The sequence below is a fragment of the Segatella copri genome, assembly GCF_009495355.1.
GTDB lineage: Bacteria > Bacteroidota > Bacteroidia > Bacteroidales > Bacteroidaceae > Prevotella.
This window is the reverse complement of the sequence record NZ_VZAD01000071.1, coordinates 22,274-36,820: the sequence shown is the minus strand read 5'-3', so window position 1 is coordinate 36,820 and position 14,547 is coordinate 22,274. Positions and strand designations below refer to the sequence as shown.

Sequence of the window (14,547 nt, the reverse complement as noted above, 5' to 3'; positions counted from 1 at the left end):
TTCTCAAAAGCGAGTGCAAAAGTACAAACTATTTTCCAAACACGCAAGAGTTTCGGCAAAAAAGTTTGAAAATTAACAGTTATTTAACAGTTTAAAGGCGTTTCAGGAGGATTTCCACCTCGCTCTCATTATAATATTATACACACGGGAGCGCGGGCTGCGCGTGTGCGGGCGCACAGGCGAAGGAAAACATGATGTTTTCAATAAACAAAGCCTTACATTCTGACTTTCCGAAACCTGCCGAAGACTTACAACGCATATTCATGCAGTATATTCATGCAGTAATTGCCGAAAAACGAGATCCCAACTGCAAAACCATATCGCCCCAACTGGAAAAATATTTTTTCCCAACTGGGAAATTATTTTCTCACAGTCAAGTACAATTTAACCGCGAATAAATATACAGAAGCTTTCCTGCCACTGTTTTCCGGATTTTGTTGAGAGTTCATAAAACATTCCTGCTTAAGCCAAATCCGCAAGGCAAAGACTTGCCTCGCCTATCAAGGCCAATTCTGGTCATCTATTAAGACCGAACTCGGTCGTCTATTAAGACCAACGCCAGCCATCTATTAAGACCAAGCCCGGTCATCTATTATGACCGAAGCCAGCCATCATTGAGAATCGGGCCAAATTCTCACGAGACAAAGAAAGAAGGACAAGAACTTCAACAAGCATCCAACAATATTTTTTCGCAATAAAAATTGTTATATGGAAAAAACTTTGTATCTTCGCAGACGGAAAACAACAAAATATTAAAACACAAAGATATGGACGTAAAAGGAATCTACACCGCAGCTGCCAATCGCTACGCAGACGCAGATGCTCTCTACAAGAGATGCGGCAAGAGCGGAGTCTTGCTGCCTAAAATCAGTTTGGGATTCTGGCACAACTTCGGAGGCGTCGACCCTTACGAGCGAAGCCGTGCCATCACCCACTATGCTTTCGACCACGGCATTACCCATTTCGACCTTGCCAACAATTACGGCCCTCCCTACGGAAGTGCAGAAGAAACCATGGGCCGACTGATGCAGGATGACTTCCGTCCCTATCGCGACGAACTCTTCATTGCCACCAAAGCCGGATACGACATGTGGGAAGGGCCTTACGGCAACTGGGGTTCGCGCAAGTATCTGACGGCCAGCCTCAACCAAAGCCTCAAGCGTATGAACCTCGACTACGTGGACCTCTTCTACAGCCATCGTTACGACCCCAACACGCCACTCGAGGAAACCCTCCAGGCGATGGTCGATATCGTGAGACAAGGCAAGGCGCTCTACTTAGGCATAAGCCGCTGGCCTTTGGAAGCCTTGAAGTTTGCCGATAAATATCTGAAGGAGCACGACTGTCCGCTGCTCATCTATCAAGACAAACTCAACATGCTGAACAAGGAGCCACAGGAGCAGGGCACTCTCGACTACTGTGCCGAGAACGGCATCGGCTTCATCTCCTTCTCGCCTTTGGCACAAGGACTTCTCACCGACCGTTATCTGAAAGGAATCCCTCAGGACAGCCGCATGGCAAAGGAACACTTCCTGAAGCACAGCGCTCTGACGCCAGAACTGCTGGAGCAGTTGAAGAAGTGGAACGACGAGGCAGCCTCAGAGGGCGAAACTCTGGCCGAAAAAGCTTTGGCATGGATACTGAAACAGAAAGGCGTAACCAGCGTACTGGTAGGAGCCAGCTCTGTAGAACAACTGGAAAAGAACATGAAGTGCGTGCATGCTAAATAACAGAGCAGCAGGGCAAAACCGAGCGTTTCTACCCTCCAACTTCATACAGTTGTCCATAAAAAAATGGCTTTTTATTTTGTAGTGTGACAAAATTAAGGTAATTTTGCAACTTGAACGGAGCTACACCTTAATATATATAGGAGCCAGCTCCTCGCAAGACATCAGAAACAAAAGAAAAAGGAAACAAAATAAACAAGATAAGAAACAATGGAATACAACTTCAGAGAGATCGAGAAGAAATGGCATCAGAAATGGGTCGAGAACAAGACCTATAAGGTTGTCGAGGATGAAAACAAAAAGAAATTCTATGTGCTCAACATGTTCCCCTATCCATCGGGAGCAGGCTTGCACGTAGGTCATCCCCTGGGCTATATAGCCAGCGACATCTATGCCCGCTACAAGCGTCTGAACGGATTCAACGTGCTTGACCCAATGGGTTACGACGCATACGGTTTGCCAGCCGAGCAGTATGCCATCCAGACCGGTCAGCATCCAGAGATAACAACCGTGGCCAACATCAACCGCTATCGCGAGCAGCTCGACAAGATTGGCTTCTGCTTCGATTGGGACCGTGAGGTTCGTACCTGCGACCCTAAGTATTACCATTGGACTCAGTGGGCTTTCCAGAAGATGTTCAACTCATTCTTCTGCAACAGCTGCCAGAAGGCTCAGCCTATCGAAAAGCTCATCAAGCGCTTCGAGGAAAAAGGCTCAGAGGGCTTGAATGTGGCTCAGAACGAGCAGATTGACTTCACAGCCGAGGAGTGGAACAGCTTCGACGACGTGAAGAAGCAGCAGATTCTGATGAACTACCGCATCGCCTACCTCGGCGAGACGATGGTGAACTGGTGTCCAGGACTGGGCACAGTACTTGCCAATGACGAGGTTGTAAACGGCGTGAGCGAGCGAGGCGGCTATCCCGTCATCCAGAAAAAAATGCAGCAGTGGTGCTTGAGAACATCAGCCTACTCTCAGCGCCTACTCGACGGTCTGAATACCATCGACTGGAGCGACAGCATCAAGGAGACACAGAAGAACTGGATAGGCCGTTCCGAGGGTACTGAGGTGGAATTCTCAGTAAAAGACAGCGACGTGAAATTCACCATCTTCACCACCCGCGCCGACACCATGTTTGGTGTAACCTTCATGGTTCTGGCTCCTGAAAGCGAGTATGTTCAGCAGGTGACTACTGCTGAGCAGAAGGAAGAGGTAGAAAAGTATCTCGACTACGTAAAGAAGCGCACCGAGCTCGACCGTATGGCCAACCATAGCGTAACTGGTGTATTCTCAGGAAGCTACGCCATCAACCCCTTCACCGGCGAGGCAATCCCAGTATGGATTTCCGAATACGTATTGGCAGGATATGGCACAGGAGCCATCATGGCTGTACCTGCTCACGACAGCCGCGACTATGCTTTCGCCAAGCACTTCAACCTGCCTATCATTCCTCTTATCGAGGGTGCTGATGTTTCAGAGGAGAGTTTCGATGCCAAGGAAGGCATCGTAACCAACTCGCCAGTGGCAGGCAAGAGCAGCATGGACGGATTCTCTCTGAACGGACTCACCGTGAAGGAAGCCATCGCAGCCACTAAGAAGTTTGTTACCGAGAAGGGCATCGGCCGAGTAAAGGTGAACTATCGTCTTCGCGACGCCATCTTCTCTCGCCAGCGCTATTGGGGCGAGCCATTCCCAGTATATTACAAGGACGGAATGCCACAGATGGTTCCTGAGGAGTGCCTGCCACTCGAATTGCCAGAGATTGAGACCTACAAGCCAACAGAGACTGGTGAGCCACCATTGGGCCGCGCCAAGAAGTGGGCTTGGGATGCAGAGAAAAAAGAGGTGGTTGACAAGAGTCTCGTAGATAACAAGACCGTATTCCCACTGGAGCTCAACACCATGCCAGGCTTCGCAGGCTCTTCGGCTTACTACCTGCGCTATATGGATCCACACAACGACCAGGCCCTCGTAAGCAAAGAAGCCGACGAGTACTGGCAGAACGTAGACCTCTATGTAGGCGGTTGCGAGCATGCTACCGGCCACCTGATCTACTCTCGTTTCTGGAACAAGTTCCTCTTCGACCTCGGCGTAAGCTGCAAGGAAGAGCCATTCCAGAAGCTGGTGAACCAGGGAATGATTCAGGGTCGCTCAAACTTCGTTTACCGCATCAACAGCGACGACCACGACAAGGCTCCAGTATTCGTAAGCCTGAATCTGAAGAAGGATTACGACGTAACTCCAATCCACGTAGACGTCAACATCGTAAGCAACGATGTATTGGATATCGAGGCATTCAAGGCTTGGCGCCCTGAGTATCAGAACGCTGAGTTCATTCTGGAAGATGGCAAATACATCTGCGGCTGGGCGATCGAGAAGATGTCTAAGAGCATGTTCAACGTGGTGAATCCAGATATGATTGTCGAGAAGTATGGTGCCGACACCCTGCGTCTCTATGAAATGTTCTTAGGTCCTGTAGAGGCCAGCAAGCCTTGGGATACCAACGGTATCGACGGTTGCCACCGCTTCCTGAAGAAGTTCTGGGGACTGTTCTACGAGAACCGCACCGACAACTTCCTGCCATCAGCCGACGAGGCAGCCAAGCCAGAAAGTCTGAAGAGCGTACACAAGCTCATCAAGAAGGTAAGCGAGGACATCGAGAAGTTCTCTTACAACACCTCTATCTCAGCCTTCATGATTGCCGTGAACGAATTGGGTCAGCAGAAGTGTCACAACAAGGAACTCCTGACAGATCTCGTCATCCTCATCGCTCCATTCGCTCCACACATCGCAGAAGAGTTGTGGGAAGCACTCGGCGAGCAGGGAAGCGTATGCGATGCAGCATGGCCAAAGTATGATGAGCAATATCTCAAGGAGAACGACATGCAGCTCACCATCTCCTTCAACGGCAAGGCTCGTTTCCAGATGACCTTCCCTGTGGATGCCAACAACGAAGAAATACAGAAACAAGTATTGGCCGACGAAAAGAGCCAGAAGTACCTGGAAGGATTCAACGTACTGAAGGTTATCGTCGTACCCAAGAAGATTGTCAACGTCGTATTGAAAAAGTAATATGCAAATAGCAATCAGTCCAAAAATAAAAAATGAGTTCAAGGATTATTTTTACATAACCCTTGGACTCATGCTGTATACATTCGGATGGACTCTCTTCCTGTTACCTTACCAAATCGTGACAGGAGGTGTCACCGGTGTCGCTGCCGTCATCTACTACGGAACAGGCATCCCCATCTACTTTTCTTATTTTATTATCAATGCCATTCTGTTGGTAGCAGCGCTGAAGATATTGGGACTTAAGTTCATGGTGAAAACCATCTACGCCATCGGCATGCTCTCGGTACTGTTGGCTTTGGCACAAGACTCCCTGATGGGTCCTCATGGCGAGTTGATACAGATATTAGGACCAGGACAGGACTTCATGTCGCTCATCATCGGTTGCTGCTTCACGGGTCTATCGCTTGCCATCGTATTCTTGCACAATGGTAGCACAGGAGGCACCGACATCATAGCAGCCATCGTCAACAAGTATCACAACATCTCGTTGGGACGAGTGCTCATCTTCGTCGACCTGGTAATTGTAGGCAGTTCATTCTTCGTCTTCAATGCCAAGCCCGACTTCACGACGATAGATGCCGTCAGGAAAGTAGTGTTCGGTCTCTGTACGATGGTGATAGAGAATCTGGTACTCGACTATGTGATGAACGCCCAGCGAGAGAGTGTGCAGTTCATGATATTCAGCAAGAAATATCAAGAGATAGCCAATGCCATCGGCACACAGATGGATCATGGCGTAACAATCCTCGACGGCCATGGCTGGTACACAGGCGACGAGATGAAGGTGCTCTGTATTCTGGCCAAGAAGAACGAGAGTGTAACCATCTTCCGCATCGTCAAAATCATCGACCCCAATGCCTTCGTAAGCCAAAGCTCCGTCATCGGTGTCTATGGAGAAGGATTCGACGAGATGAAAGTGAAAATCAAAGAGAAAGATATTCAAAAGATAAAGTAATTGAAAAGTTTGGTGTTTAGAGTTTATGCCTATCTGCTAAGTAAATAAACATTAAACACTAAACATTAAACACTAATAGAAATGAAAATAGTTTTTGCAACCAACAATCAGCACAAACTACAAGAAATACGCGACATCTTAGGCAGCCAATACGAAGTAGTATCGCTGAAAGAGATAGGCTGTGAAGCAGACATTCCCGAAACAGGCAGCACCTTAGAAGAGAATGCCCTGCAGAAGGCTCAATACATATACGACCATTACCACGTCAGTTGCTTTGCCGACGACACAGGACTGGAAGTAGAGGCCTTAGACGGAGCACCGGGAGTTCACAGTGCCCGATATGCAGAAGGAACCGACCACGACAGCGAGGCCAACATGTCAAAACTCCTACGCGAACTCAATGGAAAAGAGAACCGCAAAGCCCGTTTCCGTACCGTCATCTGCTATATAGAGAAGCAGGATGTGTGTCCTTGTGGCTGTACCAGCATCAAGAAGATCCACCAGTTCGAAGGCATCGTAAACGGCAGCATCGCCACCGAGAAACACGGCACAGAAGGTTTCGGTTACGACCCTATCTTCGTACCAGAAGGCTACAACAAGAGTTTTGCTGAATTGGGCGAAGAAATCAAGAACGGCATCAGCCATAGAGCACGCGCAGTAGCCAAGTTGGTAGAATACTTGAAGAAGAAATAAGGTCACCCTGCGGAATAAATACAACAGACGATAACAAGAAATGATCAGAACCCTCAACTCCTTACGATTCATTCTTATCTTAATGATAGTGATGTCGCATGCCACACTTCCCATCTCCCAAGCTTGCAACGACTACTTAGGAGAATATGCTGTGGTCATATTTTTCATCATCAGTGGATTCGTATTATCACTGAGCTATGGTGAAAGATTAGTGAAAGAAGAGATGAGCAATAAAAAATTCTTTCTTTCACGCATCTTCAAACTTTATCCGCTCCACCTGTTGGTTATAGCTATCATAATACCCTTGGACAACCGATTGGGGCTTCTCGGTCCTTGGTATCAGACCGTAGCTCACACGTTCTTACTACAGTGTTGGATACCTATCCATGAATTCATGGGAGGTCTCAATGGACCTACGTGGTTTCTATCCGACCTGATTATCTACTATTTCCTTTTCAAGTATCTATACCGATGGTTGATGCAAAGAAAAAAAGCATTACCACTGGTAATCTTTATTATCTACATGATGGCATATATCGCCCTAACAATGATAATAAAAGAAGACAAATCGGCTGACTATATTTACGCAGCCCCACCCTTTCGCATGATAGACTTCTGTTTGGGCATCTTACTCTATCGATTCTATCGTTCAGAAAAGGGGAAACAAGTTTATGCGCTCATCACTACCCAATTTAGTACATGGCAGGCACATATAGCAGATGTAGCCATCGTCCTCTTGTCGGCAGGGATGTATTACCTTTCTATCTATACTAATCCCAACTTCCGTTGTGCTGCCCTTTATTGGTTGCCAGCTGTCGTAAGCATTTTCTATTTCGTAGCTTCCGATCAGGGCAAGGGATGGCTCACCCGCCTATTCCATCATAAGGCATTATTATGGTTGGGTAGCATCAGTTTTGAGATATTCATATGTCACAGCCTTTGCTTTCGTATCGTGCAAAGCATCTTCATAAGGATGTTCGGTATTGATAACCCCTATTGGGAGTACAAGTTAATAATAGCATTGACCCTCACCATCCTCACATCATGGATGGCAAAGAAATTTCTGGTAACACCCTGTAGTAATTACCTCAAAAAATACATCAAATGATCAACTCGCTATCGATATTGATTCCTACATATAACAATGAATGCCTTGAGCTTGTAAGAGACTTACAGGCTCAAGCATCAATATTGTCGTCCACGAATGATTTAGAATACGAGATTCTGGTTGCCGATGATGGCTCTACCGACAAAAATACCATTGAGAAGAACTGCGAAATCAACGGGCTGGATAATTGCCGATATATTGAAAGGAAAGAAAATATAGGCCGAGCAGCCATCCGAAATTTCTTAGCTAAAGAAGCCAAGTATCTTTGGTTACTGTTTCTTGACAGTGACTTAAAGTTAGATAATTCTGATTTCATAAGAAACTATATGCTTTCAAAGGGAAATGTAATAGTCGGAGGTCTTAAAATCGGCGGAAACCCTATCACACTCAAAGACAACCTACGTTACAAATATGAAAAGAAATGCGAAAAACAGCATAACTACAAGCATAGACAAAAAATAGGAAACAAAGAGTTTCGTACTACCAATTTTCTTATTTTCAAAGATATTATAATAAGGACCCCATTCGACGAGAACTTCAAATACTATGGTTATGAAGATGTTTTATTTGGTAAATCCATCTGTCAAAAAGGATATCACATTACCCATATAAACAACCCTATCTTGTTGGATGAATATGAAACAAACTATCGCTTCATTCTTAAAACGGAAGAAGCATGTAGAACATTGTATCAATTTAGAAAAGAACTAAAAGGCTACTCTAAACTCATCACTTATTCTGAACTAATTACGCGAATGATATTTGTAAAACCACTATTAAACAGACTTTTCCCATGGGTTGGTTTACATATAAAATCACGTTTAACAGGCAATAAACCAAGTGTTTTGTGGTTTAACATATATAAGTTATTATATTATATACATTTAGATATATGAATAAAAAAATATTGATTTTCCTTTCGTTTCTGATGTTTCAGGTCACAACTATCCCAACATTTGCCGCCATCGGCGATTGGAAAGCTTACTTGGCCTATCATGATGTACAAGAAATAGAACAAGCAGGAAACCTCCTCTTTATTAAGGCCTCTAACGACCTCTATGTATACAACCAAAACGACCAAAGTATACAGACATTCAGTAAGGCAGACTATCTGAATGATTGTAAAATACAACGCATCGCTTACAATAAGACCGCCAAAAGACTGCTTATCATCTACAGCAACTTCAATATTGACTTGATGAATGTCAGTAACTTTGAGGTAACCAATCTTTCCGATTACTACACAGCATCAACCACAGGGGATAAAACCATAAACGATATCTATATGTATGGCAAATATGCCTATGTGAGTAATGGTTTCGGTATCTTGAAGTTGAATATGACTGATATCGAGATAACAGACACCTACAATCTCGGCTTCCCTGTCAACTGGTGCGAAATTGAAGGAAACACCATTTATGCTTACAGTTCTGCAAAGGGAAAATATAGCGCATCCCTGTCCAGCAACTTATTAGACAAGAACAACTGGAAGAAAGTTGGAAATTATGTTGCTAAAGCACAAGAAGATAAAAGTGAGTTAAAACAACTCGTAAGCACCCTTAATCCAGGAGGCCCGAAATACAACTACTTTGGTTTTTTAAAATACGCAAATAATCAATTATATACTTGTAATGGAAATGTGGGCGGACAAAAGGATGCCTGCATTCAAATCTTAGGGAAAGACAATTGGAACATATATCAAGATGACAATATCTCCAACATTACAGGTGTGGGATATAAAGATCTCGTATGTATAGATTATGATCCTTTAGACATCAAGCATGTTTTTGCAGGAGGTAGAAATGGGCTTTATGAGTTCTATGATGGAAAATTTGTTAAACACTACAACCATACCAATTCTCTTATAGAAATCGTTGGAGGTTTACAGAATAATGCAGAATATGAACTTGTACAAGGTATCAAATATGACGCTTCGGGAAACCTATGGTTATTAAACAGCGAAGCTCCCAACAGTTCATTAATAGAATACAGTAAAGATCAAGAATGGATTTCTCGATCTAAATCTGAACTTATGAAATATGAATCTTACGGAGTCAAGAATAAGAGTTTAGCTACACTACAAAGCATGATGATAGACAGCCGAGGATTGCTTTGGTTTGTCAATAACCATTGGGCAAATCCTTCGTTCTTCTGCTATCAGTTTCCCACCAATAAAACCGATGATGGAGTCATTAAGGCATTCACCTCTATCACCAATCAAGATGGCACGACCATCAGTAACATATTTGGCATAAGCTGCATCGCAGAAGACAAAAACAAGAACTTATGGATAGGCACCAACCAGGGGCCTTTCCTCTTAGAAAGCAATCAGATTACAGCAGACTCTCCAGTATTTACCCAGGTAAAAGTGCCCCGTAACGATGGTACCAATTATGCTGACTATCTATTGACAGGCATAAACATCTCATGCATTGCTATAGACAAAGCCAACAGAAAATGGTTTGGTACCAAAAACAATGGAGTATATCTTATCAGCAGTGACAACTTAGAGCAATTAAACCATTTTACCACATCGAATAGCAAACTATTATCAGACAATATAGAAGCTATCGCTATCAATGATGATACGGGTGAAGTTTATATCGGTACAGAAAACGGATTATGCTCCTACATGAGCGATTCTAATTCCAGCAATGAAGAAATGACCAAAGATAATGTCTGGGCCTATCCAAATCCTGTAAAACCTGATTATACTGGCCTTATTACAATAACAGGCCTTTCCCTTAATGCCAATATAAAAATAGTCACATCTAATGGAACTTTAGTACACCAAGGAAAAAGCTCTTCTGGAATTTACCAATGGAATGGCACAGACTTGAAAGGTAAAAAAGTAGCCAGTGGTATTTATATGGTAATGACTGCAACTGAAGAAGGAGACAAAGGTGTCGTATGTAAAATCGCAATTATAAATTAATGAGAAATAAAAATCCATATATCTTAGGTATCATAATAAGTGCCCCTTTCATTCTTTGGGCAATATTACTCATATTGCCAACATTTGATGACTGGACCACTCTATCTATGCCTAACTATTCCCTTGACTATCAAACATACATATTTCCTTTGGGAATGACATGGCGTCCTTTTGATGCCATCATGGGATATGTCAATGCCATAGACTACCATCTTTATCCTACACTGAACCATATACTGATATTCATGGCACATATGGGTAGCACCTTTGTCATATACAAACTTACTGAAGTTTTAGAATTCAACAAGACATCAAGAAACATAGCAACCCTATTTTTCTATATATCTCCATGCACAATGGGAACCATCCTTAGTTGTGATGCTTTAAACCAAAGCTACTCGCATCTATGGGGAATATTATCTGTCTTTTTGTATTTAACAATAAACGGAAAGAAAAAATACATAGCATGGGTTGTTTGCACTTATATGTCTGTTCTGTCCAAAGACAATGGATTAGCATGGGCCATTGTACCACCAATCATGGCACTTACTTTTGACAAAATAGACAAAAAAACATGCCGGAAAGAACTTGTCTTCGGTTTTGCAATAGCTCTGTCATACTGTATTGTCCGCTTTTCATTGCCATACACATATATTAAAAATGGCAGTTACGAGGAAGACGTAGTCAGTATTCATAGCAGAATCAAAGGACTGGTTAACTGGATCAGTTATACTTGGTTTGCTGCAGATTATATATCTATCGTAAACAAACCAAACAGAAATCTCTATATCGGTTTCTTAACGATACTTCTGTCTTGTGCGTTTATGGTTAAAATTTGGTGGAATAAAACGATTTGGCATCATAAACAAATATGGCTGCTGATTGCAGTCTTGTTCATTGTTGCCTCACCACATTTATTAATCAGCATGAGCATTATGAATGCTTATAGTTCGTTAGGTATAGCAGCTATCATCATAGGATATTTATGCCATAAGTATCAAAAAAATAAGCCCCAACTTCAGACTTTATTTTTCTTATATTTGACAGCAGCTATCATCACCGACGTTCATCATTGGTATATGGCATGGCAAACATCCCTTCCCAGCAAAAGTATAGCAGAAGAAATTGTAAGAAAAACCGAGAAACCTGTAAATAAGGTATATTGTATCCTGATTCGTGACGATATGCCAAAATTTTCATCTTTCTGTGTACCGACCGAAGAAGCTATAGGATGGGGAATATCTGTTTGGGCAGTAACTGCCTATAAATGGCCTGCAGAAATAAGAGACACGACTTTGGAACGTACACCAGAAGTACAACAAGAAGCCAGAAAACTTGCACAACGCATCAAAAAGAAATATGACTGCGTTTGGATCATCAATAAAGAAAACGTGGAGGTAATCAAATGAAAAAAGTATCAATCATCATCCCTTGCTATAACGAAGAGAGCAACCTCATAAATCTCTACCAAAACTTAGCATCATTTATGAATGAGCATAGCGAATATCTATGGCAGATACTTCTCATTAATGATGGAAGCCGGGACCACACCCTTGAAATCATCAAGGATATCCGAACAAAAGACAAACGCTTCTGCTACATCCATTTGTCTCGCAACTTTGGCAAGGAGAATGCCATGCTTGCAGGTTTCGACCACGTACACGGAGATTGCTGTATCATCATGGATGCAGACTTACAACATCCTATTCAGGTTATTCCCAAAATGCTGAAACTTTGGGAACAGGGATATGACGATGTGTATGCAAAGAGGAAAAAAAGAGGAAAGGAAAGTTGGTTGAGAGAAAAACTTTCCATCACTTATTATAAGATTTTACAAAAAATCGCAAACGTAGACATTCTTCCCAACGTCGGCGACTTCCGCCTGCTTGACAGAAAATGTATCAACGCACTGAAAGAACTTCGCGAAACTCAGAGATATACTAAAGGACTATACTGCTGGATAGGATTCAACAAGAAAGAGGTAGAATTTGAACAAGGGGATAGGACAAATGGCACATCATCTTTCAACTATCGCAAGCTTTTCAATTTAGCGATAGAGGGCATCACATCCTATTCCATTGCTCCTCTGCGGATATCTACATTACTGGGGATTATCGTGTCTATCTCTGCGTTTTTCTATATGTGCTACATTTTTTTCAAGACTATCATATTAGGTGAACCTGTACATGGTTTCCCTACGCTCATTATTGTCATTCTTTTCTTGGGTGGCATACAACTCCTTTCTTTGGGAATCATTGGAGAATACTTAGGCAGAATTTTTATAGAAACAAAACACAGACCCGTATATATTATTAACGAAAAAGAAGGGGTATGAAACGATTAATAGCAGGACAAAAGTATCAATTAGCATATATATTGACAATAGGAATATTATACTATATCCTATGTCATCTCGCACCCATAACGTTGTCTGATGATGTATTATATAAATTTGTATGGCCTCACGACAACGAGTCATACAACAGACCTATAGCATCAATTCTCGACATTATTGAATCACAATACATCCACTATCAAGTAGTCAACGGAAGAAGTATAATACATTTTTTCATACAATTATTTGATGGAATAATAGGTAAAGAGGCATGCAATGTTATAAGCAGTATATTATTTGGTTGCTTAATTTGTATGACTACAAGAATGGCATCACAAGGCAAAAACACGCTGTTTGGACTTTCCATCACATCGGCTATGCTTTTTCTGCTTATACCGGGATTTCATAATGAATTCTTATTCTTTGCAGCACTATTCAACTATTTATGGGCAACCGTAGCAACCATGTGCTTTGTTTTCATGTTAAACCATATTAAAGAGAAAAACATGTCAGTATACATGTTAGGCCTGTCAATGTCCTCGTTTTTCTTTGGTTGGTTACACGAAGGTATTACGTTTCCCATAACATTAACCCTTATCATATATTGCATCCTTAACTATCACAAACATAAGATATTCAAATCGCCCATATTCTATTGTACGGTATTTTATGCTTTAGGAACCTTCGTTTGCCTCTCATCTCCAGGAACCATACAACGTATAGGACAACAAGACTCCTTATGGCAGTTAATGACACAAAAAATCATATTTGGTGGAGTTAATTTACTTCATCTACGTGTATCATATCTTATGTTGGCAGTTTCTCTCTTTTCCTTCTATAAGAAGAGAACTGTATGGAAAGAACACTTCAATCGCTATAAGTATTTTTACTTGACATGGATTTTCACATTTATACCTGTATTTGGCAGTGGAGCCACCGAAACAAGAGTGATATTCTATACAGAATTCATCGCTACGATAATCGTTATAAACTTACTTGTAAGCATCAAAAGTCATAAATATCAAAAAAGCCTAACCATAGGCTGTAATGTCGCCATGCTTTTGATGTACGTACCCGTCTTGCACTATTCATTAGAAAACTATAAAAATGATCAATACATTCTACAACAACTGAAGACGTACCAAGTAGAGATTGTCTCTGTGCCTCAAATAAGGCCAGCCTCCAACCCTGTACTCTCAAGTATATTCGACAATTACTTACGAGAGCCTGTTAAATTTGGCCCTTTTGAATATGCGCAGGGATTCGTACAGAACAACGCATACTTAAAGTGTATAAAGATATTGTTCGATAAAGACAAATTATACTTTCTTCCAAAAGATATTGTAGAAAAAATGAAAAGAAATCAAATAAAAAAGACATTTTTCACCTACAATACGCATAAGGAATTAATGGTGCTGGAAATCAAGGCTAATTGTCAAATTAAAGAAGTTAAACTCTTATTAAAAGACGAAGACCTCAATTCTCTTCCTTTTTACAAGAGAATCTTGGCTTACAGAGAACACTCATACATTGTACCAGAAGGCTATTATGATACCTTGTCGTATCATCAAAAAAAATATCTCATTGTCTGTTGTCCTACCAGAAACATAGCGAGGAGAATCAAGAATATTGCCTACCGTTACAAATAATCGGGGCATAAAAGCCTTACTGCGACTTCGGGTAACAATCAGTTACCAAATGAGATTTTAGCCAAATAAGTTT

At 42.1% G+C, this 14,547-nt stretch carries 10 protein-coding genes; all 10 read left to right on the top strand.

What is annotated here, in order from left to right:
- Positions 1 to 767: 767 nt before the first annotated feature.
- Complete coding sequence (locus F7D20_RS09390; RefSeq protein WP_158463815.1) at positions 768 to 1,730, top strand: aldo/keto reductase; 963 nt, start codon at positions 768 to 770, stop codon at positions 1,728 to 1,730.
- A gap of 207 nt (positions 1,731 to 1,937) precedes the next feature.
- Positions 1,938 to 4,799, top strand: a complete 2,862-nt coding sequence (gene leuS / locus F7D20_RS09385) for a leucine--tRNA ligase (RefSeq protein ID WP_158463814.1) — start codon at positions 1,938 to 1,940, stop codon at positions 4,797 to 4,799.
- Between the two features lies 1 nt (position 4,800).
- Positions 4,801 to 5,754: a YitT family protein gene (locus tag F7D20_RS09380; RefSeq protein ID WP_158463813.1), complete on the top strand. Its 954-nt coding sequence runs from the start codon at positions 4,801 to 4,803 to the stop codon at positions 5,752 to 5,754.
- An 81-nt stretch (positions 5,755 to 5,835) separates the two neighbouring features.
- Positions 5,836 to 6,447 (top strand): non-canonical purine NTP diphosphatase, encoded by a 612-nt coding sequence (locus F7D20_RS09375; RefSeq protein WP_158463812.1) that lies wholly within the window; start codon positions 5,836 to 5,838, stop codon positions 6,445 to 6,447.
- Positions 6,448 to 6,487: 40 nt separating this feature from the next.
- Positions 6,488 to 7,555 (top strand): acyltransferase family protein, encoded by a 1,068-nt coding sequence (locus F7D20_RS09370; RefSeq protein WP_158463811.1) that lies wholly within the window; start codon positions 6,488 to 6,490, stop codon positions 7,553 to 7,555.
- Positions 7,552 to 8,451, top strand: coding sequence for a glycosyltransferase family 2 protein (locus F7D20_RS09365; protein ID WP_158463810.1), 900 nt, complete (start codon positions 7,552 to 7,554; stop codon positions 8,449 to 8,451). Before F7D20_RS09370 ends, F7D20_RS09365 begins: the two co-directional genes overlap by 4 nt.
- Positions 8,448 to 10,490: a two-component regulator propeller domain-containing protein gene (locus F7D20_RS09360; RefSeq protein ID WP_158463809.1), complete on the top strand. Its 2,043-nt coding sequence runs from the start codon at positions 8,448 to 8,450 to the stop codon at positions 10,488 to 10,490. The genes F7D20_RS09365 and F7D20_RS09360 overlap by 4 nt, the downstream gene beginning before the upstream one ends.
- A complete protein-coding gene (locus tag F7D20_RS09355) occupies positions 10,490 to 11,899 on the top strand; it encodes a hypothetical protein (protein ID WP_158463808.1) in 1,410 nt (469 codons plus the stop codon). Before F7D20_RS09360 ends, F7D20_RS09355 begins: the two co-directional genes overlap by 1 nt.
- Positions 11,896 to 12,825, top strand: a complete 930-nt coding sequence (locus tag F7D20_RS09350; protein ID WP_022251602.1) for a glycosyltransferase family 2 protein — start codon at positions 11,896 to 11,898, stop codon at positions 12,823 to 12,825. Before F7D20_RS09355 ends, F7D20_RS09350 begins: the two co-directional genes overlap by 4 nt.
- Positions 12,822 to 14,474 (top strand): DUF6056 family protein, encoded by a 1,653-nt coding sequence (locus F7D20_RS09345; protein ID WP_158463807.1) that lies wholly within the window; start codon positions 12,822 to 12,824, stop codon positions 14,472 to 14,474. Before F7D20_RS09350 ends, F7D20_RS09345 begins: the two co-directional genes overlap by 4 nt.
- Positions 14,475 to 14,547: the final 73 nt, after the last annotated feature.